At 63.6% G+C, this 21,524-nt stretch carries 23 protein-coding genes; 1 reads left to right on the top strand and 22 read right to left on the bottom strand.

All coding sequences use genetic code 11. The annotated features are described in order from the left end of the window. Positions 1 to 13 precede the first annotated feature (13 nt). The 20 genes from CAF90_RS21605 to CAF90_RS21700 are packed head-to-tail and all read right to left on the bottom strand — an operon-like array spanning position 14 to position 18,003. On the bottom strand, positions 14 to 1,249 hold the full coding sequence (locus tag CAF90_RS21605) for a beta-ketoacyl-ACP synthase (RefSeq protein WP_085608427.1): 1,236 nt from the start codon (positions 1,247 to 1,249) through the stop codon (positions 14 to 16). Beyond that, a complete protein-coding gene (locus CAF90_RS21610; protein ID WP_085608428.1) occupies positions 1,249 to 1,977 on the bottom strand; it encodes a 3-ketoacyl-ACP reductase FabG2 in 729 nt (242 codons plus the stop codon). Before CAF90_RS21610 ends, CAF90_RS21605 begins: the two co-directional genes overlap by 1 nt. Continuing rightward, positions 1,970 to 2,449 carry a hotdog family protein gene (locus tag CAF90_RS21615; RefSeq protein WP_007952360.1) on the bottom strand — a complete coding sequence of 160 codons (480 nt, stop codon included), beginning with the start codon at positions 2,447 to 2,449 and terminating at the stop codon, positions 1,970 to 1,972. Before CAF90_RS21615 ends, CAF90_RS21610 begins: the two co-directional genes overlap by 8 nt. Continuing rightward, a complete protein-coding gene (locus CAF90_RS21620) occupies positions 2,446 to 3,642 on the bottom strand; it encodes a beta-ketoacyl-[acyl-carrier-protein] synthase family protein (protein ID WP_085608429.1) in 1,197 nt (398 codons plus the stop codon). Before CAF90_RS21620 ends, CAF90_RS21615 begins: the two co-directional genes overlap by 4 nt. Further along, the gene (locus tag CAF90_RS21625) at positions 3,639 to 4,121 is read right to left on the bottom strand and encodes a hypothetical protein (protein WP_085608430.1); all 483 of its coding nucleotides are present in this window, start codon (positions 4,119 to 4,121) and stop codon (positions 3,639 to 3,641) included. The genes CAF90_RS21620 and CAF90_RS21625 overlap by 4 nt, the downstream gene beginning before the upstream one ends. After that, a complete protein-coding gene (locus tag CAF90_RS21630) occupies positions 4,121 to 4,846 on the bottom strand; it encodes a class I SAM-dependent methyltransferase (protein ID WP_085608431.1) in 726 nt (241 codons plus the stop codon). The genes CAF90_RS21625 and CAF90_RS21630 overlap by 1 nt, the downstream gene beginning before the upstream one ends. Further along, complete coding sequence (locus CAF90_RS21635) at positions 4,843 to 6,090, bottom strand: NAD(P)/FAD-dependent oxidoreductase (protein ID WP_085608432.1); 1,248 nt, start codon at positions 6,088 to 6,090, stop codon at positions 4,843 to 4,845. The genes CAF90_RS21630 and CAF90_RS21635 overlap by 4 nt, the downstream gene beginning before the upstream one ends. Then, positions 6,077 to 7,237 (bottom strand): sodium:proton antiporter, encoded by a 1,161-nt coding sequence (locus CAF90_RS21640; RefSeq protein WP_085608433.1) that lies wholly within the window; start codon positions 7,235 to 7,237, stop codon positions 6,077 to 6,079. Before CAF90_RS21640 ends, CAF90_RS21635 begins: the two co-directional genes overlap by 14 nt. Beyond that, a complete protein-coding gene (locus tag CAF90_RS21645; protein WP_085608434.1) occupies positions 7,234 to 9,573 on the bottom strand; it encodes an MMPL family transporter in 2,340 nt (779 codons plus the stop codon). The genes CAF90_RS21640 and CAF90_RS21645 overlap by 4 nt, the downstream gene beginning before the upstream one ends. Continuing rightward, a complete protein-coding gene (locus CAF90_RS21650) occupies positions 9,557 to 10,159 on the bottom strand; it encodes an outer membrane lipoprotein carrier protein LolA (protein WP_085608435.1) in 603 nt (200 codons plus the stop codon). Before CAF90_RS21650 ends, CAF90_RS21645 begins: the two co-directional genes overlap by 17 nt. Then, on the bottom strand, positions 10,156 to 10,581 hold the full coding sequence (locus CAF90_RS21655; RefSeq protein WP_085608436.1) for a thioesterase family protein: 426 nt from the start codon (positions 10,579 to 10,581) through the stop codon (positions 10,156 to 10,158). Before CAF90_RS21655 ends, CAF90_RS21650 begins: the two co-directional genes overlap by 4 nt. Then, a complete protein-coding gene (gene hutH / locus CAF90_RS21660) occupies positions 10,574 to 12,118 on the bottom strand; it encodes a histidine ammonia-lyase (RefSeq protein WP_011332101.1) in 1,545 nt (514 codons plus the stop codon). Before hutH ends, CAF90_RS21655 begins: the two co-directional genes overlap by 8 nt. After that, positions 12,099 to 13,046 (bottom strand): glycosyl transferase, encoded by a 948-nt coding sequence (locus tag CAF90_RS21665; RefSeq protein ID WP_085608437.1) that lies wholly within the window; start codon positions 13,044 to 13,046, stop codon positions 12,099 to 12,101. The genes hutH and CAF90_RS21665 overlap by 20 nt, the downstream gene beginning before the upstream one ends. After that, on the bottom strand, positions 13,043 to 13,777 hold the full coding sequence (locus CAF90_RS21670) for a glycosyltransferase family 2 protein (protein ID WP_085608438.1): 735 nt from the start codon (positions 13,775 to 13,777) through the stop codon (positions 13,043 to 13,045). The genes CAF90_RS21665 and CAF90_RS21670 overlap by 4 nt, the downstream gene beginning before the upstream one ends. Then, positions 13,770 to 15,449, bottom strand: coding sequence for an acyl-CoA synthetase family protein (locus tag CAF90_RS21675; protein ID WP_085608439.1), 1,680 nt, complete (start codon positions 15,447 to 15,449; stop codon positions 13,770 to 13,772). Before CAF90_RS21675 ends, CAF90_RS21670 begins: the two co-directional genes overlap by 8 nt. After that, positions 15,446 to 15,991 carry a hypothetical protein gene (locus CAF90_RS21680; protein ID WP_085608440.1) on the bottom strand — a complete coding sequence of 182 codons (546 nt, stop codon included), beginning with the start codon at positions 15,989 to 15,991 and terminating at the stop codon, positions 15,446 to 15,448. Before CAF90_RS21680 ends, CAF90_RS21675 begins: the two co-directional genes overlap by 4 nt. Next, positions 15,988 to 16,242: an acyl carrier protein gene (locus tag CAF90_RS21685; RefSeq protein WP_007947135.1), complete on the bottom strand. Its 255-nt coding sequence runs from the start codon at positions 16,240 to 16,242 to the stop codon at positions 15,988 to 15,990. The genes CAF90_RS21680 and CAF90_RS21685 overlap by 4 nt, the downstream gene beginning before the upstream one ends. Positions 16,243 to 16,251: 9 nt before the next feature. Then, complete coding sequence (locus CAF90_RS21690; protein WP_007952344.1) at positions 16,252 to 16,512, bottom strand: phosphopantetheine-binding protein; 261 nt, start codon at positions 16,510 to 16,512, stop codon at positions 16,252 to 16,254. Further along, positions 16,493 to 17,302, bottom strand: a complete 810-nt coding sequence (locus CAF90_RS21695) for a 1-acyl-sn-glycerol-3-phosphate acyltransferase (RefSeq protein WP_007952342.1) — start codon at positions 17,300 to 17,302, stop codon at positions 16,493 to 16,495. The genes CAF90_RS21690 and CAF90_RS21695 overlap by 20 nt, the downstream gene beginning before the upstream one ends. Continuing rightward, complete coding sequence (locus CAF90_RS21700) at positions 17,278 to 18,003, bottom strand: beta-ketoacyl synthase chain length factor (protein ID WP_085608441.1); 726 nt, start codon at positions 18,001 to 18,003, stop codon at positions 17,278 to 17,280. Before CAF90_RS21700 ends, CAF90_RS21695 begins: the two co-directional genes overlap by 25 nt. 369 nt (positions 18,004 to 18,372) lie before the next feature. On the opposite strand from CAF90_RS21700, the gene CAF90_RS21705 reads away from it, so the two are divergent. After that, the gene (locus tag CAF90_RS21705) at positions 18,373 to 19,143 is read left to right on the top strand and encodes a ParA family protein (protein WP_085608442.1); all 771 of its coding nucleotides are present in this window, start codon (positions 18,373 to 18,375) and stop codon (positions 19,141 to 19,143) included. Between the two features lie 7 nt (positions 19,144 to 19,150). Here CAF90_RS21705 and trxC read toward each other — a convergent pair whose 3' ends face one another. Both trxC and selO read right to left on the bottom strand, forming a co-directional pair. Further along, positions 19,151 to 19,585 (bottom strand): thioredoxin TrxC, encoded by a 435-nt coding sequence (gene trxC / locus CAF90_RS21710; protein WP_064592954.1) that lies wholly within the window; start codon positions 19,583 to 19,585, stop codon positions 19,151 to 19,153. Positions 19,586 to 20,034: 449 nt separating this feature from the next. Continuing rightward, positions 20,035 to 21,498 carry a protein adenylyltransferase SelO gene (selO, locus tag CAF90_RS21720; protein WP_085608444.1) on the bottom strand — a complete coding sequence of 488 codons (1,464 nt, stop codon included), beginning with the start codon at positions 21,496 to 21,498 and terminating at the stop codon, positions 20,035 to 20,037. Positions 21,499 to 21,524 lie beyond the last annotated feature (26 nt).

A 21,524-nucleotide genomic window follows, 5' to 3' on the forward strand; every position in this document is an offset into this window, starting at 1 on the left:
TCCTTGACCTGGATTAATTCGGTTGGGGCCAGCGACGGAAAATCAGCGAGGTGTTGACCCCGCCGAAAGCGAAGTTGTTGTTCATCACGTATTCGTGGCTCATCTGGCGGAACTCGCCGCGCAGATAGTCGAGCTTGCCGCAGTGCGGATCGACCTCGTCGAGATTGAGCGTGTGCACGTACAGGTCGCGGTTGAGCATCTCGATGCTGAACCACGATTCCAGCGCCCCGCAGGCGCCGAGGGTGTGGCCCAGGAAGCTTTTTTGCGAGCTGATCGGCATGCGTTCTCCGAACAGGGCACTGGTTGCCAGGGTTTCGGCGACATCGCCCTGTTCGGTGGCGGTGCCGTGGCCGTTGACGTAGCCGATGACGTCCGGCGTGAGGCCTGCGTCTTCCAGTGCCAGTTCCATTGCCCGGCGCATGGTGACTTGCTCGGGGCGGGTGGTGTGCTGGCCGTCGGCGTTGCTGCCGAAACCAACGATTTCGGCGTGAATGTGCGCACCGCGTGCCAGGGCATGCTCCAGTTCTTCAAGCACCAGCATGCCGCCGCCTTCACCGATCACCAGGCCGTCGCGGCCCTTGTCGTACGGGCGTGGCGAGGTGTGTGGCGCATCGTTTTTCAGACTGGTGGCGTACAGCGCGTCGAACACCATGGCTTCGGTCGGGCACAGCTCTTCGGCGCCGCCGGCGAGCATCAGCGGCAGACGACCGAACTTGATCGCCTCGTAGGCGTAACCGATGCCCTGGCTGCCGCTGGTGCAGGCGCTGGAGGTCGGGATCAAGCGGCCGGTGAGGCCGAAGAAGATGCTGATGTTCGCCGCCGTGGTGTGCGGCATCATCCGCACATAGGAGTTGGCGTTGAGGCCCTCGGCCACCGAGTTGAGCAGCATGTTGCCGAACGCCTTGATCTCGTCGGTGCTGCCGGTGGACGAGCCACAGGCCACGCCCATGCGCCCGTCCTTGATCGATTCGTCGCCGAGCAGGCCGGCATCGGCCAGCGCTTTTTCCGCCGCGCCGACGGCCAGCCGCGAAACACGGCCCATGCTGCGTAGCTGTTTGCGGGTCCAGTGCGCCGGCACCTGGAAATCATCAATGGGCCCGGCCAGACGGGTGTTGAGCTCGCTGAAGCGATCCCACTCGTCCATCCGGCGAATGCCGCTGCGGTTGGCGGCGAAATTGCCGGCGATGGTCTCCCAGTCGCTGCCCAGCGAGGTGATGCCGGCCATGCCGGTGACGACGACGCGCTTCATCAGCACAAGCCTCCGTTGACCGCCAGCACCTGGCGGGTGATGTACGACGCTTCCGCCGACATCAGGAAATTCACCGCACCGGCCACCTCTTCAGGCGTGCCCATGCGTTGTGCGGGGATCATTTTCAGCAGTTCTTCCACCGGCACGTTTTCATCCAGCATCGCCGTGTCGATCAGGCCCGGTGCGACGCAATTGACCGTGATCTTGCGCTTGGCCAGTTCGATCGCCAAGGCTTTCGCGGCGCCGATCACGCCCGCTTTCGACGCGCTGTAATTGACCTGGCCACGGTTGCCGATCAGCCCCGAGACCGAGGTGATGCAAACGATGCGACCAGCGGCACGGCGGCGGATCATCGGCATCATCACCGGGTGCAGGACGTTGTAGAAACCGTCGAGGTTGGTGCGCAGCACCACGTCCCAGTCATCGTCGCTCAGGGCCGGAAAGGCGCCGTCGCGGGTCAGGCCGGCATTGAGCACCACGCCGTAGTAGGCGCCGTGGGCTTCAACGTCGGCTTCGAGGATGGCTTTGCAGGTTTCGCGATCCGCCACGTCGAATTGCAGGATGCGCGCGTTGCGGCCGAGCGCTTCGACTTCGGCTTTCACCGCTTGCGCTTGCGTCATGCCGCTGCGGCAATGCAGGACGATATTGTGGCCGGCACTGGCCAGGCGCAGGGCGATGGCGCGGCCGATGCCACGGCTGGAGCCGGTGACCAGTATTGATTCAGTCATCGTTCGACTCCTTGTTTGTTTCGTTGCGGGATTGCTCTAGATAGTCCGCCGCGTGGGGCGGGCGGAACACGTTCAGCCGGGCGCTGGCCTCGATGCCGGGCGCGTTGATGTGGCATTCGAATACACCCATGCCGTTGTCGTCTTCCAGCGAGCGCAGGCCATGGATGGTCAGTTCGCTGCCAACCGGAAAGGCCGCGACATTGCATTCGAACTTGCGTGTGCCGAGCAGAAAGCCCAGCTCCACCGGGTTGCCTTTTTGCCGCGCATGGCACCCGGCGAACGCGGCGACGCTTTGCGCCATCAACTCGACGCCGACCCACGCCGGCAGGCTGCCGTCGGGCAGGCTGAACAGGCCGCCGGGTCGGACGGTGAGGGTGGTGTGGATCTGTTCGTCGTCAAAGCTCAGGATCCGGTCGATCAGGATCATGTCGCCAGCGTGGGGCAGCAGTTCGGCGAGCGGCCAGTGGGTCATGGGGCGTCTCCGATAATCAGGCTGACGTTATTGCCACCGAAGGCAAACGAGTTGCTCATCAGGTAGCGGGGTGCAATGGACGCCAGGCGTTCGCTTGCGGTCACCCACTTCAGCGCTGGCAATGCCGGGTCGGCCTGGCCGTCCCAGATGTGCGGCGGCAAGGCGTGGTCGGGGTTGTCGGCACTCAGGCTCAACCAGCAGAACGCCGCTTCCAGTGCGCCGGCGGCGCCGAGGGTGTGGCCGGTCATCGGTTTGGTCGAGGAACACGGCACGCCTTCGGCAAACAGTGCGGCGACGGCCAGGCTTTCCATGGCGTCGTTGTGCTGGGTCGCGGTGCCGTGCAGGTTCAGGTAGCTGATGTCGCCGGCTTGCAGGTGGGCTTGATCGAGGGCTTTTTGCATCGATTGCAGTGCGCCACGGCCGCTCGGTTCCGGTGCGGAAATATGGTGCGCGTCGGAGCTGGCGCCAGCGCCGAGCAGGGCGATGCCCGGCCCTGCGCCGCGTGCTTTGCTCATCACGAACAGCACCGCCGCTTCGCCGATGTTGATGCCGTTGCGGTTGGCGGAAAACGGATTACAGCGCTCGTCGGACACCGCTTCCAGCGCACTGAAACCGTTGAGGGTCAGTTTGCACAGGCTGTCGACACCGCCGCACAGCACGGCGTCGCACAGGCCTAGATCGAGCAGGCGTCGGGCGCTCATCAGCGCGCGTGCGCTGGAGGTGCAGGCGGTGGAAATCACATAGGTCGGGCCGCTCAGTTGCAGCCAGTCGGCGAGGAAATTCGCCGGGGCGCCGAGTTCCTGTTGCCGGTAGTCGTAATCGGTCGGGAACTGGTGGTCGCGAATGTAGTGCGCCAGGCCGCGACTGGCCTCGTCGATACCGGAAGTGCTGGTGCCGAGTACCACGCCGATGCGCTCGCGCCCGTACGTCTGGATCGCCTGCTCGATGTCATCGCGAATCTGCAACGCGGCTTCCAGCAACAGTTGATTGTTGCGGCTGCGCTGGTCGGCCAGCGCCTCGGGAATCGGCGCCAGATCACCGTGCACGGCGGCCACCGGCAGTTCGCGCTCCGGCACCCAGCCGGACTCGCGGCGCATGCCCGAGCAGTCGCCGGCAAACAGGTTGCGTGCCACGGCTTGCTTGTCGCGCCCCAGGGCGCAGATCACGCCGAGGGCATTGAGGTAGGCGGTCATGACGTCGGTTCACCGAGTGGCGTTACGCGATAGTGCGGGCCTTGTGGCAGGTTCAATTCGAAGCTCAAGGGTCGGGTGTAACGGATGTCCCAGCGCGCCGGCAGGGAACGTTGGCCGCCCTGTTGCTCCGCGTCGGGATAGTTGCGCGACAGCTCGCCCGCCGGGGTCAGGGCGAACAGCAGCGCGGCGAACAGCTCCCGGGCTTCCGGGTTGGGCGGCAGCAGGCCGTCGGCCTGCCAATGCCCGTCGATCAGTTGCTGACGCGCCTGGGGAATGCCCAGCGGATCCATCATCGACCAGCGGATGCCGGGTCCTTCGCGCTGGATCACCAACAACCAGTCTTGCTGTTGCCCGGCCAGGTGACGTTCGATATGCAGTTGCATCGGCAGCGGCAGGCTCGGGTTGCCGGCCGGCAGCGGCGCCTGACTGGCGCAGGCACCGAGCAGCAAGACGCAGGCGAGCAGCAGAACACGCAACATCAGACAGCCTCGTTCAAGGGTTTGCGGGCCACCACGTTGACCAGGGTTTCTTCCCGCTGGCCAAAGGGCTTGGGCTGGCGCAGACCAAAACGCTCGAGCAGACCGAAATCCTTCGACCGGCTCCACCACAGGTACGGGTACGAAACGTTCTGTTCGGCAAACTCGAAACCCTGCTGGCGAATCATCTCCAGGTACTGCGCCGCGCTCTTTTGCACGTGCATCGGATGGCGGAACAGCCAGCGAATCACCCACGTATCAATGTAAGCCTCGGTGGACTCGGCGAACAGCAGATAACCGCCCGGCTTGAGCACCCGATAGAACTCGGCGAGGGCTTTTTCCTGCTCCACCAGATGATGGAAGGTCTGGTGACAGAACAGCAGGTCGACGCTGGCGTCCGGCACATTGAGCGTCGCGCAGTCGCTGCCGATCAGCTCGACGTCGAAGCCCTGACGCGCGGCCTCGGCGGCGCTCAATTCCAGGCTGTGCGGATCGGCATCGATGCCGATCAGGCGCTGTGGCGCGAAGGTCTGGCGCAGGTGACCGAACGACTTGCCCTGGCCACAGCCGGCATCCAGCAGCACCGGACTGGCCGGCAACGATTCGCTGAACAACCCTCGCAAATCATTGATCGCCACGCGCAGCACATGGTGCTGCCAGGTGTGGCTGCGCAGGAACCAGAAACCGAAGCGGGTTTCCTCGACGTAGTTGTCACTCAGGTAATTCATGTGTCGTCCCTTGCACAGAGTTCGGAGATCGTCTTCAGCCGGCGGCGCGCTTCACTGACGAACGGGTTGCGTTCGTCCCAGGCGTAGCCGGCGAGGATCGAGCAGATCATGCGGCGGATTTCCGGTGAGCCTTGCTCGTGGAAAATCACGTCCTGGAAAGTGCCGGCGTACCAGCCTTCGACGTAGCAGCGGAACGTGTCGACCCCGCGTTTCAGCGGCTCGGCGAACTCCCGTTGCCAGTCCACCGTTTCGCCCTGCAACTGCCGATGCAGCACACCGGCGGCCATGCTCGCCGAACGCATGGCAATGGTCACGCCGGAGGAGAACACCGGGTCGAGAAATTCGGCCGCGTTACCCAGCAGCGCGAAGCCCGGGCCGTGCAGGGTTTTGACGTTGGCCGCATAGCCGCCGAGAGTGCGCGCCGGGGTGTCCCACACGGCGTTGTTCAGCACCTTGGCCAGGCTCGGGGTTTCGGCGATGAACCCGCGCAGGCAGGCGTCGAGGTCGGTATCGCGGCCCGCGAAATGTTCAGCGGCAGCCACCACGCCGACGGAGCAGCGACCGTTGCTGAACGGGATCGACCAGAACCAGATATCGCGGTGCTGCGGGTGAGTGGTGATGAGGATCTTCTCGCGGTCGAAACCGGGGTGATCGATATGGTCTTCAACGTGGGTGAAAACGGCCTGGCGAACCGGGAAGTTCGATGGTGCTTCCAAGTCGAGCAGACGCGACAGCACGCGGCCGTAACCGCTGGCATCGAGGACAAAGCCAGCTTCGACGCGGTACTCGCTGCCGTCTTCGCGGCGCACATTCAGCTGCGGTCGCGGGCGTTCGAAATCGACGCTGACAATCGCGTCGCCGTAGCGGATTTCCGCGCCCTGCAACGCCGCCTGATCGGCCAGCAACTTGTCGAAGTCGGCGCGTTGCACCTGTAGGGTCGTGGGCTTGCCGGCGGTGAAGGTGTCACCAAAATCGAAGGCGCTGTAGCGCTCGCCCCAGGCGAACGCCGCACCGTTCTTGCGCTGGAACCCGGCGGCATTTACCGCTTCGAGCATGCCGGCTTCTTCGACGAAATCCAGGCAATGGCAGAGCAGGCTTTCACCGATGGAGAACCTCGGGAAATGCTGGCGCTCGATCACCAGCACGTCGTGCCCCTTGCGCTTGAGCAGTGCGGCGGCAATGGCGCCGGAGGGGCCGGCGCCGATGATCACGACCTGACGGGATTCCATTTCAACGATTGGCACGCGAGCTCCTGGGTACGGCAATAGGGTTCAGTGACGCCCGGTGCAGGCCGATGAAGGCCGGCAACAGCGTCGCGATCAGACCCATCAGCATTAGCGCAAAGTACAGCGCCGGACTGATGAGCTGTTGTTGCAACAGCAGGTTGAGAAAAACGATTTCGCTCAAGCCGCGAATGTTCAGCAGCACGCTTTCGCGCCAGCGACTGGCGCCTGCGAACGACGCGCCGGCCCAGCCGAGGCCGAGCCAGTTGCCCAGGATTTTGCTGGCGATCGGCAACAGCAGCAGCGCCGCCCATTGCACGGCGCCGAGGCTGGCGAGGGCGCTGTGTACGTCGATCTGGACGATGCCGAAAGTGAGGATCAGCGGAATCGCGACCCAGGTCTGCAAGCGGTTCATCCGGTGCGCCGGCAGCGGCAATACCAGCGGCACCTTGAGCGCGGCCATGCACAGCAGATAACCGATGCCGAAAATCAGTGCGTTGAGTTTGTAGTGTTCGGCCAGCACCAATAGCGCAAAAAAACCAAGGCTGTAGGTCAATGGCCGGCGTATGCCGGACACCCGCAGCAGCACCGGCACGCAGGCCATCCCCAGCGGCAGCATCAGACTGCTCAGGTGCAGGCTGCCCTGAGCGAGGCCGAACAGCGTCCAGCAGGTCAGGTCGATCAGGATCGCGGTCTGCACCAGACGCCGGGTGGCGGCGGGCGGGTAGTCGATGTGGCGCAGGTACAGATACAACACCGGGATCGCGGTGATGGCGAACACCAGACCGATCGCCAGCGAGTTGATCCACGGCAGCGCCGGCAACAGCCAGTACGCCGTCGCCAGGCCGCAAGTGAAGGGCACGGCGAAACTCGGCAGGGCGATCTTCACGCTCTGACGGTCCAGACGCAGGTCGATCACGTCGCTGAGGATGTGCCCCAGCAACAGGGCAAAGCTCAGGCTGTAGAGGTTTTTCAGCCAGCCCGGCGCGATCAGTTCGGCGCCGTTGAGTTGCCAGCCCGGTTCGATCCAGAAGTACATCAGCAGCGGCAGACCGAAGCTCGCCAGCAGCAATTGACTGACGATCGGGATCAGCCCGAAGTGCCGGCCGACCCGGGTGGCGACGAAAAACAGCGCCAGGGCCATCAGCCAGAAAATCACCACCATCATGCTGAAGGCTCCGTGACGGCAACCGCGTGGGCCTGACGCCCGGCCCACGGCGCGAGCATGAAGCTGAACGCCAGCCCGAGGCTCACCGACAGACCGAAGTTGCTCACCGCCGGCGTGCTCGACACCGCCAGCAGGCCGAACGACAGCCAGGTGGTGGCGGCCGCCAGCAAGGTGCCAAGCAGGCTCACGGCCGCGCCGCCGACCTGCTCGCGCATGAGGATTGCGTAGTCGACGCTGATCGCCGTTACCAGCAGCAGGCCGAACAGGCTGAACAGGGTCAGCGGCTGACCGAGCCAGCCCAGGCTGGCGAGGCTGCACAGCGCAGCAAGCAGCGGCAGGGCGACGATCCGCAGCGCGCCACCGAGACCGAACGGCAGCATCAGCACCAGCACGATCAACACGCAGGACGCGAGCTTCAGTTCAGCGGCGCTGATCTGGGTCTGGGCGAATACCTTGTTCAGATCACCGAGCCGGTCCACCAGCATCACGCCCGGCAGGTCCAGTGCCTGCACCCGCAGCAGCGACGGATTGTTCAGGCCTTGCAGGCTGACCATTGCCGCCACGCCATCCTCGGTCGGCCCGAGCCACAACGTGCGGTAGGGCTCGCCGAGCGGACCGGCCAGTGCCGCATCGATGTCTTCGGCGGGCAGGGTCTGCAACTGTTGCAGTTCGGTTTGCAGCGCCGCCAGCGGCACGCCGACCTCCAGCAACGGCTGCCAGAACTGCGGCAACTTGCTCAGCGCTTCGCGAACCTGTTGCTGCTGAGCCGGCGGGCTGACCAGTTGATTGAGTGCCAGATAACCCTGCAACTTGTCGAGGTTGACCAGTTGATCCAGCCGCTCGCTCAGGGCCGCTTGCCGTTCCAGCAATTGCTGCTGATCGGCGGCGCGCACCAGGAAGAACTGGCTGGTCGGCTGATAGCCGGTAATCCGCGCGATGGTCTGCGCTTCATCGGTCAGGCGTTGCGGCGCGCCGACCCACTGGCGAATGTCGTTCTTGCTCTCCAGTTGCAGCAGGCCACCGACGCAGAAGGCGATCAGCAGGGCCAGCAACACCGGCGTCCTGACGTGCTCGAGCAGGGTTTCCCGCAACCGCACCAGACGTTCGGCCAGTTGCAGCGGCCATTGCGCCGGGCGCAGTTCGACGTTCTTCAGCAGCGCCGGCAGCAGGCACACCGCCGACAGGTAGGCGCCGAGCAAACCGGCGGCGGAGAACACCGCGATCTGGGTCAGCGCCGGGAAGGGCGTCCAGGCCAGTGCCAGATAACCAATGGCGCTGGTGATCAGGCTCAACGTCAGCCCGGACAGGGTCAGGCGCAACGCCGGCCAGCTGTGCCAAGGCTTGAGGCTCCAGCTCTTGGACAGGTAGTGCAGCGGGTAATCCACCGCCACGCCGATCAGGCTGGAACCGAGCACCAGCGTCATCACGTGCATGTGCCCGAACAGCGCAACACAGGCCACCGCACCGAACAGCATGCCGACCAGCACCGGAATGAACGCCAGCAGCACCCGCCAGCGGCGGAAGGCGAGCAGCAACAGCAACAGGATGCCGACCGTGGCGCCACCGCCGACCCAAGTCATTTCCCGGGTCGCCTGCTGCTGACCGTTGGCGGCGTACAGCAGGCCGCTGGCGGCCAGCAGTTGTACGTCGGCGCGAGCTGCTTGTTCACGGCTGTGTTGCAACAGGGCGGCGACTTGCAGCGGTTGATTCATGTCGAAGGCGCTGCCGGTGGTGCGTGCGCGCAGCAGCACCCAGCTCTTGCCGTCGGCGTCGGCGATCAACGCGCCGCTGCCGATGTCCAGTTGCACCGCGCCATGTTGCGGCTGGCTGTTCTGGATGCGCCCGGTCAGGCCCAGCCAGTCGTCCTGACTCGGTACCAGGCTGAATCCGGTGAACGGATCGAACAGCGCCTGCACCCGTTGCTGGATAAAGGCGTCGGGATGTTCGGTCAGCAGTTGCCGGTCATCCGTCGAGAGCATCGCCAGCCGCCCTTGCAGCAGTTGCGTGCGCAGGGCCGGCAGGTCGGCTTGCAGGTTCCACTGCACTTTTTCGAACAGCCCGCTGGCCTGCCATTGCTCGCCGAGGGTCTGGGCCATAGCGACGGCTTGCTGGCGATCGGCGTGGCCGACCAGCACCAGCATGTCGCGGTTGAGCGGTTCCTGCATGCGTTGTTCGGCGCGCAGTTCGAGGGCATCCGGATGGGTGCCGGGCACCAGTTCCATCAGGTTGGCCGACAGCGGCGCACCATCGCGCCACTGCCAGGCGCCCAGTGCGACGACGGCCAGCTGCAGGATCAGGAACAGCCAGGGCAGCCTGCGTTCACTCGGCAAAGTCATGTTGCTCCGCGTCGCTCAGAGGTTGGCCGGCGGTGCTGTCCTGCATGCGCAGCACGGTGCTGTCGCCCTGGGTTTCCAGCAGTTCGATGGTGTTCACCAACGCGCCGCCGCTGATGTTGATCTGGTTGAAGACCTGCTTGAGCAGCACCGAGCGCGGGGTCAGGGTCAGTTGCCATTTCTGCGCATCGCCGCTCAGGGCCAGTTCGAAATCCCGTTGCAGACCGCTGCTGTCGCCTTGCAGTACGGCGAGGAACAGACGGTTCTGCTCGGCCCCGGCGCTCTTGTTCGGCAGCAGTTGCCAGCCGGTGGCATCACGTCGGGCGATGCCTTTGGCGCTGATGCGGTAATCCTGTTGCAGCGGGGTTTTCAGCAGCCACAGCAAGCCGTGGTTTTTCGCCAGCACGAAGCTGCCCTTGCTGATCAGCGGTTGGGGCAGGGCGCGCAGGTGCTTTTCCTGAGTGAACTGGCCGTGGATCACGTCCGGTTTCGCCAGTTGCTCGCTCAACTGTTGCAGGTCGAAGGCGTTGGCCAGCGACGACAGCGTCAGCAGCGCCAGGGCCCCAAGGGATTTCAACCACACATTCATCGCAGCATCCTTTCCACGGCATCGGTGAAGACTTTCGGCGAGGCCAGTTGCATCTCGCGGCTGCTCATCTCGACGGCGACCTGCACCGAGCTGGCGCGGGTCAGGCGTTCGCCGGTCTGGGCGTCGGTGATCAGGTAGTTAATCTTCAGGCGGTTTTCCCACTCCACCAGACTGGCGCGCACGTTCAGCCTTTGGCCGAACACCGCGCCGCGCACGTAGCGCAGTTGCAGGTCGATCACCGGCCAGGCATAGCCCGAGTCGACCATCTGGTTGTAGTTGTGGCCGATCTTGTCGAGCAGTGCGCAACGTGCCACTTCCAGGTATTTCACGTAATGGCCGTGCCAGACGACGTGCATGGTGTCGACGTCAAAGAACGGCACGAGGATTTCCGTATCGGCGTGAAGCACTCCGGCACTACGCATGCAGCCTCCAGTGTTGTTCGGCGATGCGTTGCAGACACAGGCGCAATTCGCCTTCCAGGGCGCGGTCTTCGATCACCGGCGGGAAGTCCTGGGCCAGTTGTTCATGCATGGCGGCCAGCGACGGTGGCAGCGGACGCGCGTCTTCATCGCGACCACGCAGCCACACGCCTTGATTGGCCGCCAGCAGCGTGGCGGCGGCGACCTGTTCGGTCAGCTCCAGCACACGAATGGCGTCGCGGGCGGCGATGGTGCCCATGCTCACCTTGTCCTGGTTGTGGCACTCGGTGGAACGCGAGAACACGCTGGCCGGCATGGTGTTTTTCAACGCTTCGGCAGTCCACGCGCTGGCACCGATCTGCACGGCCTTGAAGCCGTGGTTGAGCATCGCGCGGTCGGCGCTGGCGCCGGACAGGTTGCTCGGCAAACCGTGGTTGTAACGCTCGTCCACCAGCAGCGCGAGTTGTCGGTCGAGCAGGTCGGCGACGTTGGCCACGAGGTTTTTCAGGCTGTCCATGGCGAACGCGATGTGTCCGCCGTAGAAGTGCCCACCGTGCAGCACGCGCTCGGCTTCGGCGTCGATGATCGGGTTGTCGTTGGCGCTGTTGAGTTCGGTCTCGATGAACGAGCGCAGCCAGTTCAGGCTGTCGGCCAGCACGCCGAGCACATGCGGTGCACAGCGTAGCGAGTAACGATCCTGCAAGCGGTGCAGCGGCGCGGTCGGCGCGTCGATCGCCAGATCCTTGCGCAGCCACGCGGCAACCTGCATCTGACCCGGATGCGGCTTGGCGGCGAACAGGCGCTCGTCGAAGTGTTCCGGATTGCCTTGCAGCGCCACCACGTTCAGCGCGGTGATGCGGGTGGCCAGCTGCAGCAGGTAATCGGCGCGGGCGTACGCCAGGCAGGCGAGACCGGTCATCACGGCGGTGCCGTTCATCAGTGCCAGCGCTTCTTTCGGGCGCAGTACCAACGGTGTCCAGCCCAGTTCACGATGCACGTCGGCAGCCTGGCGACGCTCGCCACGGAACATCACTTCACGCTCGCCGGACAGAGTCGCAGCGACGTAGGAAAGCGGCGTCAGATCGCCGCTGGCGCCTACCGAACCCTCTTCGGGGATCAGCGGCAAAATGTCGTGTTCAAGGAAGGCATGCAGACGTTCCAACAGCTCGATGCGCACCCCGGACACGCCGTGGCACAACGACTGCAAACGCGCCGCCAGCACTGCGCGGGTGGCCTGGGCATCGAGCAGTTTGCCCAGCCCGCAGCCGTGGAACGTGTAGAGATGACGCGGCAGCGCCTCGACGTGATGCAACGGCACCGCAACCACGCAGGAATCGCCGTAACCGGTGGTTACGCCGTAGATCACGCCTTCCTTGTCCAGCAGCGAATCGAGGAACCGCGCGCCCTTGGCGATGCGTTCGCGATAAGGCGCGTCGCTCTGCAACTGCACGGGCGCCTGACGGTTGGCCAGGGCCAGCACGTCTTCGATGCGCAAAGGGCGTTCGCCGAAGGTGACCGGCTCAGGAGTTGGCGTTGTCATCGGTTTTCCAGAATGGGTAAAAGTTGAACCATTGGCACGGTGCTTCGAGGCAATAGTGACTCAGGCGTTGCGCATAGCGGGTGGCCCACTGATGAATGACCTGTTCGCGCTCGCGGCGTGACCACATCACGGCATCGGCGAACGGCTCGAGGGTCAGGCGATAGTGACCGTCAGGCTGCTTGAGGCACATCAGCAGATTGACCGGGCATTTCAGCAGGCCGGCCAGCAGCCACGGCCCTTGCGGGAACGGCGCCGGGTGGCCGAGAAAGTCCACGGTCACGCTGCGCCCGCCGTGCAGCGGCACGCGGTCGCCGGCAATCGCCAGCCACTCGCCGCGCTCCAGCCGTTCGTGCAGTTGCAGCATGATCACCGGATCCAGCTCGCTGACCTGGATCAGTCGCAGGTTGGTCGCCCCGGCCTCGCCCAGCAGGCGATTGAATTGCTCGGCGTGCTTGGTGTGCACGAGGACGTTCATCGTGACTTTCTCGCCCAGCTCCGCCAGCGCCCGGCAAACTTCGAGGTTGCCCAGATGCGCGCCCACCAGCATTTGCCCGCGACTGCCGCGCAACTGATTGCGCAACAGCGCCGGGTCGATGATTTCGATCTGCTCGATCTTCAGCTTGCCGTTCCACACGTCGAGCTTGTCGAGCAGCGAATCGGCGAATGCCATGAACTGGCGGAATACCCGCCAGCGGGTCGGACGCAATTCGTGGCGATCGCTCCATTCAGCGAGGCGGTGCTGATACTGCCAGGCACTGCGCCGGGCGGTGCGGCCGAACAGGAAAAAGTACAGAACGATGCCGTACAGCAACGGGCTCAGCAGGCGTCGGCCAAGAACCTTGGCGGCGAACGCGGTGAATTTCATCAGCAGGAAACTGCCGCGCTCTTCGCGGTCGGCCCAGTGCTTCTTGTCGGTCTCGACCGTCATGCGCGCCACCGTCGCCAGAGGATCGCGGGCAGGCGCAGCAACATGCCGAAGAACAGGCGTGTGTGCATGCTCGAGATCAGCACGTTGTCGTGGAACAGGCGAAAGTGCGACACGCCGTCCAGCGGGTAATGCACGCTGGTCTGCAACCAGCGCATCGGCTGATTGCGCCACGCCAGACGCACCAGAATGTCCGAGTCGAAATCCATGCGCTTGCCGATCCGCGCCGAGTCGATCACGCCCAGCGTCGGTTCCAGCGGATACACGCGGAAGCCGCACATCGAATCGCGAATCTGCAGCGACAAGGTGTTGATCCACACCATCACGTGGGTCAGGTAACGCGCATACAAACGGCCTTTGGGCACACTGGCGTCGTACAGCGGATAACCGCAGATCAGCGACTTGGGGTGAGCGCGGGATTCTTCGATGAACCGCGCGACATCCTGCAAGTCATGCTGACCGTCGGCGTCGACCTGCAACGCATGGCTGAAGCCGAGCCGCGCTGCTTCACGCAGGCCGGTCATCACCGCGCCGCCCTTGCCCTGATTGGCAGTGAGGCGCACCAGATGAACCCGCTCGCGCTCGGCCAGCGCGTCGAGCACCGCTGCGCAGGATTTGCTGCTGGCATCGTCCACCAGAATGCACGGCAGATCCTGAGCGAGCAGAGCGTCGACCACCGTGCCGATAGCGGTTTCGTGGTTGTAGACCGGGATCACGGCGCAAGGATTATGCATCGCCAGTCCCCAGCAGAATCCGCCCGCTGGAGCAGGTGGCCGTGTCGTTGCGATAGGCGAAATACAACTTGCCGCGCTCCGGGTCGAAACGCAGGTGCAACTGGATTTCATCGCCGGGGCGCACCAGTTGCTGGAATTTCAGCACTTCCATGCCGGCGAACGCGCCGGGCAGGTTCAGCAGTTGCCGACCCAGATTCAGTGCCCATTCGACCTGCACCACGCCGGGCAGCACCGGGGCCTTGGGGAAGTGGCCGCTGAAGTAGGCCAGGTCCGGCGGAACGCTCAATTGCAGGTTCCATTCGCCTTCGGCTTCGGCCTGCTCCAGGATTTCCGGTGCCTTCGGCCGTGGTGCCAGCAGCAAGGCTTCGACGTCGGCTTGAGGCAACTTGCCCTGCGAGGTCAGCGGCAATTGCCGCAACAGGCGCCAGCGGCGGGGCAGGGCCAGGGCTTCGCAATGATCGCCGAGATGACGGCGCAGGGTTTCGGTCAGGCTTCGCCGACCGTGTTCGCGCAGGGCAAACAGGCCGGATTCGCTGAGTACCAGCAGGGCGCCGAGGGACGCGCGATTTTCCTGCACCACGCCCAGACGCGCTTCGGCGACCCAGTCGTGGGCCACCAGCGCTTGTTCAAGCATCGGCAGGGATATGCGTTTTTCTTCGAGTTTGACGATCCGGTCGAGTCGCCCGCGCAATTCAAAGCGGCCATCGGCCTGAATGCGCGCCGCATCGGCGGTGTGTTCGACATGCCCGGCGGGCAGGTAAGGCGAAGCGATCAGCAGGGCGCCGTCGCTGTCCTGGCTCAACTCGACGCCGGCAAACGGCTGCCACAACGGTTCGCCCTGACGCCAGGCGATACCACCGGTTTCCGAGCTGCCGAGGATTTCTGTCGGCCACTGTCCCAGGCGTTGATGCAGGCTTTGCGCGGCGTCTGCCGGCAGTGCGCCACCGGACGAAAACACCCGGCGCACAGCACTCAGCGCTGGCCAGTCGAGGTTGTCGCCCATGCGTTTGAGCAGCGCCGGACTGGCGACCCAGGCGAAGGCCGGGTGCTCGCGGCTGGCGCGTTGCAGGTCTTCCGGGAAGGCCAGTTGCTTGCGCAGGAACGGACGCCCGGCGCACAGCGGCCACAGCACGCGGAACAGCAAGCCGTAGATGTGCTGGGTGGCGACGCTGCCAAGAATGCAGGCCTCACCGAGATCCGCGCCCCACAGTTGCTCAAGGGCTTCGACTTCGTTGGCCAGTTGGCGCAGGGATTTGTCGATGCGCTTGGGCTCGCCGCTGGAGCCGGAGGTGCACAGGCTCAGGCGGCACTGGTCGAGATCCAGTTCGGCAGCGGGCAGGGGAGGTTGCAGCACATCGCTCAGGCGGGCGTCATCGGCCTGATCGGTCAGCCACAGATCGACGTCGTTCGACCAACGCTGGCGGGTCTGCGCTTGCAGATCCGAAGGCAGCAATACGCTGACGCCCGCGCGCCAGGCGCCGAGCAGGGCGACGGCCAGGTCGGCGGCATCTTCCAGATGCACCGCCAGACGTTGTACGCCGCGCGCTTGCAGACCTGCCGCCAGACTCAGGGCCTGTTCGCGCAGGTTTGCGTGATCGAGTGCCGGCACGACGGTGATTGCGCGCTGCGGCAGATCCTTGAGCAACAGCTGCTCAAGTTTTATCCAGTTCATGGGCGACCTCTTACCCGTTGTCGTATCAGCCATTCAATGGCAAACATCAGGCCGATCAATCCGTAGGAGATCAGGCCGGTGTACAACATCCACCAGTTCAGCGGCGCCCACAGTGTCAGCAGGGCGGCGCACAAACCGTTGCAAAAGAAAAACACGCTCCAGGCCACGGTGACCTGGCGGGTGTAACGAATCGCCTTGGGCGGCAGTTGCGGTTCACGCAGGCGAGCCAGACGCTCGACCATCGGCGGGCCGTATTTCAGGCTCAGGCTGAACAGCACCAGCATGAAGCCGCTGATCAGCACCGGGTACCAACGCAACAGCAAAGTGCTGTCGAACACCGCCAGCAGCAGGCAGAACACGATCGCCACGCAGGCCATCCACAAACTGCCGGGCTTGCGTTCGCCGGTCAGCGCCCGGGCCAGCCACAGGCCGCCCAGCAGCAGGCCGAACTGCCATGGTGCGAAATGCTCCATGCCGAAATACACCGCAAAGGGATACAGCAGGCCTGCCAGCAGCAGGCCGAGGCCGATCAGTCGGCTCATGCGGCCGGTTGAACCAGACGGTAGACCGCCTCGACCACGTCACTGACGGTGCGTACCGACTTGAATTCCTCGGCGGCGATTTTCTTGCCGGTCTGGCGTTTGATGTGATCGATCAGGTCGACCGCGTCGATGCTGTCGATTTCCAGATCCTGATACAGGTTGGATTCCAGGCTCACGCGGGCCGGGTCCAGTTCGAACAGCTCGACCAGGGCATCGCGCAGGGTGTTGAAGATGTCGTCACGAGTTTGCATGGTCCGGTCTCAAGCTGCCTGTTTTGCCGTGACGAACGCCGCAAGGCTCGCCACGTTGGAGAAATGGTTACGGGTGTCCTTGGCGTCGGCGTCGATCTTGATGCCGTACTTTTTCTGGATCGCCAGGCCGAGCTCCAGGGCGTCGACGGAATCCAGGCCCAGGCCTTCGCCGAACAGCGTCTGGTCGTCGCCGATGTCCTCTGCGCTGATGTCTTCGAGGCCCAGGGCGTCGATGATCAGCTCTTTGATGTCACGGTTTAGATCGCTCATCTTCGGCGAGCTCCTTGATAAAGAATTGGTGCAAATAGTCGTTGAGCTTGCGCGAAGCCTGAGGCGCGGGGCCCTGCGCGGCGAAAGTCTGTGGGTCTATATCGGCCCCGACGCGAAAACTGAAGTGCACGCGGCGACTGGGAATGCGATACCAGGGTTCGGCCTTGGTCAGGGTGGTCGGGCTGACGTGGATGACCACCGGGGTGACGATTTTCGCACCGCGCAATGCGATGGCCGCCGCACCCCGATGAAAGGCCGGCGCCTGTCCCGGTTGGGTGCGGGTGCCTTCGGGGAAAATGATCAGGGTCTGCCCGCTCTGCAGGGCACCGGCGGCAGCGTCGAGCATGTCCATGCTGCCGTCGTTGCTGATGTATTCGGTGCTGCGCAGCGGGCCACGGGTGAAGGGGTTTTCCCACAGGCTTTTCTTCACCACGCAGTTGGCCCGGCGCACCAGACCGATCAGGAACACCACATCGATCAGCGACGGGTGGTTGGCGATGATCATCTGCCCCGGACGGCCGAGACGTTCGGCGCCCTGAATGTCGTAGGTCAGCACGCCGGTACGGGCCATGAACCGGACGAAAAACCAGAACAGCCGGCTGACGGTCTGGCGCGCCCGCTCGCGATGCACCCTGGCATCGCCCGGCAGGCAGCCGAGCAATGGAAATACCAGCAGGCGCAGGCACAGGCCACCCAGCCCGAACAGGGCGAAGCTGGTGGCGGTGGCCAGCAGACGCCAGTAATAGGCGTCGCGGTTTTTTCCGATTACAGGTTGCGTTGCCAGGTCCATAGACGAGTCTTCCAGGCATGTTGGCAATGGGGTTGCTGACCGAGCAGGGTTCGCAGCAGATTCAGTGCGTGGGGCCACTGCGTTTTTGACCGTGCTTCGGGGGCGCTGTTCAGGGTCAGCCGCCAGTCGGTACCGGGGGTGAGCAACAGCCCGACCGCGTAGGGAAACGGTACGTCGTCGATCCACGTCGAATAGGCTTCGGGCGGTTGTTCCTCGGTGATCACCAGCAGCACGGCGGGGGCCCCTTCGTTCAACAACGTCGCCGCTTCGAGCATGCCGTGTTCGAGGCCGTCGCCGGCCGCGGCGAGCGCGGTCATTTCGCTGGTTTCGCCGCGCATGATCGACCACAGGCCGATGATCGCGTTGTGCACCGACAGGCTGAACTGGGTCGGCGACAGCGGCTGTTCGTTGGCCAGATCGCTGAGGATTTCAAAGGTGCGCGGGGTTTCGCCGTGCCGGGAGACAAACACCAGCGGCAGATTTTCCCGACCGTCGGCCAGCGGCCAGCCGACACTGAATGCCATCCGCGCCAGACGGCTTAGACGACGGCGCTGCATGGCCGGCAGAAACGAAACATCGGGTGCGGCATCGCTGCTTTCGAGCACGACCGGTTGTCGGCTCCAGGCTTGCCAGGCTTCCACACTGTCGAGCCCGGGAGCCCAGGCGCGCCATTGGGCGATGTTGAAGTTGATCACGGACATTTATCCCGCCCCTGCGGGCTGAGTTGACGCGGTTTCGCCAACGTCGCCGCTGAGCTGATTTAGCCTGAAATGGCATGGCGCGTGGCGCCGGGTGGCGCGCATTATCCCGGTGCGACGAGTGTGTAGCAAATGCTGGTTACATTTTGAACGACGAAATGAACCGAATGGTACGCGGCAAGAGCTGTCACTTGGCCATTATCCAGATTGTCGGGTGTCTGTCTGTCAGGCGAATCGGCGATCAACGGGTCTCTTTGCGCCGTATTCATTGGGAGATTGGCGCCTGACTTTGTAGTCCGCGTCCATCGAGGTAGCGAACCGGCACCGGGCACCACTACACTCGGTCATTCTTTGATACACGGAGGTTTTGTCATGCGGCGCGTGGTGTTCAATCAGAAAGGTGGCGTGGGCAAATCCAGCATTGCCTGCAATCTGGCGGCGGTAAGCGCCAGCGAAGGTTATCGCACGCTGTTGGTCGACCTCGATGCCCAGGCCAATTCCACTCAGTATCTGACCGGGCTCACGGGTGACGACATTCCGATGGGCATTGCCGACTTCTTCAAACAGACCCTGTCTTCCGGGCCGTTCTCAAAAAGGAATCAGGCGGATATCTACGAAACGCCCTTCGACAACCTGCACATCATCACCGCCACCGCCGAACTGGCCGACCTGCAGCCCAAGCTCGAGGCCAAACACAAGATCAACAAGCTGCGAAAGCTGCTCGACGAGCTGTCGGAAGATTACGACCGGATCTATCTGGATACGCCGCCGGCGCTGAATTTCTATGCGGTCTCGGCCCTGATTGCCGCCGATCGGGTATTGATTCCCTTCGACTGCGACAGCTTCTCGCGTCAGGCCCTGTACGGTCTGATCGCCGAGATCGACGAGTTGAAGGAAGACCACAACGAAGGCCTGGAAGTCGAAGGCATTGTGGTCAACCAGTTCCAGGCCCGGGCCAGCCTGCCGCAGCAGATCCTCGACGAACTGATCGCCGAGGGCCTGCCGGTACTGCCGGTCTACCTCGCCAGTTCAGTGCGCATGCGCGAATCCCATCAGGCCAACACGCCGCTGATCCACCTCGACCCACGGCACAAGCTGACGCAGCAGTTCGTCGAGCTGCATAACCTGCTCGAAGACGCCTGAAGCCTTGTCAGATGCCCTGGCTACGCAGCCAGGCCATCAACTGCGGCAACGGGAAGGCCCCGCTCTGACGGGCGACTTCCCGGCCGTTGCGGAACAGAATCAGGCTCGGAATCGAACGAATCCCCAACTGCGCCGACAACTGCTGATTGGCCTCGCTGTCCAGCTTGGCCAGCCGGCACTTGCCCGCCAACTGCGCAGCCGCTTGCTCGAACACCGGCGCAAACGACTTGCACGGCCCGCACCAGTCCGCCCACACGTCCACCAGCAACGGCAGATCACCCTTGATCTGACTGGCGTAATCGCCTTGCTTGAGCTCAAACGGCTTGTTCAACAGCACCTCGGACTTGCAGCGCCCGCACTTCGGGTGGTCGTTGAGGCGCTCGGCGGGGATGCGGTTGAGGCCGTTGCAGGAGGGGCAGGGGATGAGGAGTGGGTCGGTCATGATCAGCTCGGTGAATTAGGCAGTTCGTACAACAAATCTGGAGTCGTGCGAGGTATTTATCAAGGCGAAATCTGACAGCAGTTACCTTCAGTAATCGAAGATGTCTCCTACATAAAGTGTCGTTTCGGCTGATTTTTCTCCTTCTGCTCACGACATAGAGTGAATCCGGGCGTCCTGGTAATTCGCTGGGAACCAACGCAAGGGGCAAAAATGAGCGGAATAGTTGAGTTGGCTATTGAGCACTGGATTCACGTCGCACCTGTCCTTAAACGGCCAGAGTCAGAGGAGGAATACAATTTTTTGGTCGAATCAGTTAAGGAGCTGAGAGGCATGGCTGGAGCGGACGAATCACACCCGCTCATGGGTTTGGTCGAAATGATAGGCCGCCATCTCGACGCTTATAGCCAGTTACATCGATCGTCTTGAGCATTTGGAAGTTGGAAACGGCCTCAAGACGAACAACTGATCTCCAGATGCTTGCCCCACTCCGGCGGCCGTTCCGCGTAACTCTCCATTCCAGGTTGTTCTTCGAATGGATTGCTCAGCACCGCATGCAACCGGCGCACTTCTGAATAGTCACCCTGCTCGGCAGCATCAATCGCTTTCTGCGCCAGATAGTTGCGCAGGATGTACAGCGGATTCACCGCATGCATCCGCGCGCGGCGCTGTTCTTGATCGCTTGCACCATCGCGTGCGACTCGGGCGACATAGCGCTCGCCCCAGGCATCGAAACCCTTGATATCCACGAAGTCATCGCGCAAGCGAGCGACGGCCTGTTCGGCTGACTGTTCGCCCAGGTGGCGGAAGAACAGCGTGTAGTCGACGCCGCTGTTCTGCATCAGTTGCAGCAGTTGCTCCAGCAGTTGCTGGTCGTCGTCCTCGGCGGTAGTGAAGCCGAAGCGGCGGCGCATCAGGTCGAGGTAATGGGCCTGGAACAGCGGCAGGTACAGGCCGAGGGTTTCGCGCAGGGCTTCGACGCTGATGAACGGCGTCAGGGCTTGGGCCAGGGCGCTGAGGTTCCACTGGCCGACCGGCACCTGATTGCTGAACGAGTAGCGGCCCTGATCGTCGGAGTGGTTGCAGATGAAGTTCGCGTCGAAATCGTCGAGGAAGGCGAACGGGCCGAAGTCGAAGGTGATGCCGAGGATCGACATGTTGTCGGTGTTCATCACGCCGTGGCAGAAGCCGTAGGCCTGCCATTTGGCGATCAATTCGGCGTTGCGCTCGACGATCTCGCGGAACATCGCCAGATACGGTTCCGGCTGTTCCAGGCATTCGGGGTAGTGCATCGCCAACACGTGTTCGCCGAGCAGCTTCTGCTGTTCGGGACGCTTGGTGTAATAGAAATATTCGAAATGGCCGAAACGGATGTGGCTCGGCGCCAGGCGCAGCACCATCGCGGCGCGCTCCTGTTTCTCACGCCACACTGGAGTGTCGGAGCCGATCACGCAGGCGGCGCGTGAAGACGGGATGTTCAGCGCATGCAGCGCTTCGGACGCGAGAAACTCGCGGATCGAGGAGCGCAGCACCGCGCGACCGTCGCCCATGCGCGAGAACGGCGTCTGCCCGGCGCCCTTCAGATGCAAGTCCCAGTGCTCGCCGGCCGTGTTGTAGACCTCGCCCAGCAACAGCCCGCGACCGTCGCCCAGCTGCGGGGTGTAACCGCCGAACTGATGCCCGGAATAGACCATCGCCCGAGGCTCGGCGTCGGCCCACAGCTTGTGGCCGCCGAACAGCTCGGCAAATTCCTGGGTGTCGGCCACTGCTGGATCCAGATCCAGCAGCGCCAGGGCCGCAGGGCTGGCCACGACCAGTCGCGGATTGTCGATCGGTTCGGGCAGCACGTGGGCCGAGAACGCATCGCCCAGGCGGGCGAAGCGGTTGTCGAAGGTCAGTTCGTCGAGGGCTTTCAAGGACCGGCTCCAGCAGAATGTCCGAG

Origin of the sequence: Pseudomonas sp. B37(2017) (assembly GCF_002112885.1) — a bacterium.
Classification (GTDB): domain Bacteria; phylum Pseudomonadota; class Gammaproteobacteria; order Pseudomonadales; family Pseudomonadaceae; genus Aquipseudomonas; species Aquipseudomonas paraglycinae.

Excerpts from the sequence above, each read along its gene's own strand:
- CAF90_RS21605 (WP_085608427.1), bottom strand. The coding sequence starts at position 1,249 with ATGAAGCGCGTCGTCGTCACCGGCATGGCCGGCATCACCTCGCTGGGC.
- CAF90_RS21610 (WP_085608428.1), bottom strand. The coding sequence starts at position 1,977 with ATGACTGAATCAATACTGGTCACCGGCTCCAGCCGTGGCATCGGCCGC.
- CAF90_RS21615 (WP_007952360.1), bottom strand. The coding sequence starts at position 2,449 with ATGACCCACTGGCCGCTCGCCGAACTGCTGCCCCACGCTGGCGACATG.
- CAF90_RS21620 (WP_085608429.1), bottom strand. The coding sequence starts at position 3,642 with ATGACCGCCTACCTCAATGCCCTCGGCGTGATCTGCGCCCTGGGGCGC.
- CAF90_RS21625 (WP_085608430.1), bottom strand. The coding sequence starts at position 4,121 with ATGTTGCGTGTTCTGCTGCTCGCCTGCGTCTTGCTGCTCGGTGCCTGC.
- CAF90_RS21630 (WP_085608431.1), bottom strand. The coding sequence starts at position 4,846 with ATGAATTACCTGAGTGACAACTACGTCGAGGAAACCCGCTTCGGTTTC.
- CAF90_RS21640 (WP_085608433.1), bottom strand. The coding sequence starts at position 7,237 with ATGATGGTGGTGATTTTCTGGCTGATGGCCCTGGCGCTGTTTTTCGTC.
- CAF90_RS21645 (WP_085608434.1), bottom strand. The coding sequence starts at position 9,573 with ATGACTTTGCCGAGTGAACGCAGGCTGCCCTGGCTGTTCCTGATCCTG.
- CAF90_RS21650 (WP_085608435.1), bottom strand. The coding sequence starts at position 10,159 with ATGAATGTGTGGTTGAAATCCCTTGGGGCCCTGGCGCTGCTGACGCTG.
- CAF90_RS21655 (WP_085608436.1), bottom strand. The coding sequence starts at position 10,581 with ATGCGTAGTGCCGGAGTGCTTCACGCCGATACGGAAATCCTCGTGCCG.
- hutH (WP_011332101.1), bottom strand. The coding sequence starts at position 12,118 with ATGACAACGCCAACTCCTGAGCCGGTCACCTTCGGCGAACGCCCTTTG.
- CAF90_RS21665 (WP_085608437.1), bottom strand. The coding sequence starts at position 13,046 with ATGACGGTCGAGACCGACAAGAAGCACTGGGCCGACCGCGAAGAGCGC.
- CAF90_RS21670 (WP_085608438.1), bottom strand. The coding sequence starts at position 13,777 with ATGCATAATCCTTGCGCCGTGATCCCGGTCTACAACCACGAAACCGCT.
- CAF90_RS21675 (WP_085608439.1), bottom strand. The coding sequence starts at position 15,449 with ATGAACTGGATAAAACTTGAGCAGCTGTTGCTCAAGGATCTGCCGCAG.
- CAF90_RS21680 (WP_085608440.1), bottom strand. The coding sequence starts at position 15,991 with ATGAGCCGACTGATCGGCCTCGGCCTGCTGCTGGCAGGCCTGCTGTAT.
- CAF90_RS21685 (WP_007947135.1), bottom strand. The coding sequence starts at position 16,242 with ATGCAAACTCGTGACGACATCTTCAACACCCTGCGCGATGCCCTGGTC.
- CAF90_RS21690 (WP_007952344.1), bottom strand. The coding sequence starts at position 16,512 with ATGAGCGATCTAAACCGTGACATCAAAGAGCTGATCATCGACGCCCTG.
- CAF90_RS21695 (WP_007952342.1), bottom strand. The coding sequence starts at position 17,302 with ATGGACCTGGCAACGCAACCTGTAATCGGAAAAAACCGCGACGCCTAT.
- CAF90_RS21700 (WP_085608441.1), bottom strand. The coding sequence starts at position 18,003 with ATGTCCGTGATCAACTTCAACATCGCCCAATGGCGCGCCTGGGCTCCC.
- CAF90_RS21705 (WP_085608442.1), top strand. The coding sequence starts at position 18,373 with ATGCGGCGCGTGGTGTTCAATCAGAAAGGTGGCGTGGGCAAATCCAGC.
- trxC (WP_064592954.1), bottom strand. The coding sequence starts at position 19,585 with ATGACCGACCCACTCCTCATCCCCTGCCCCTCCTGCAACGGCCTCAAC.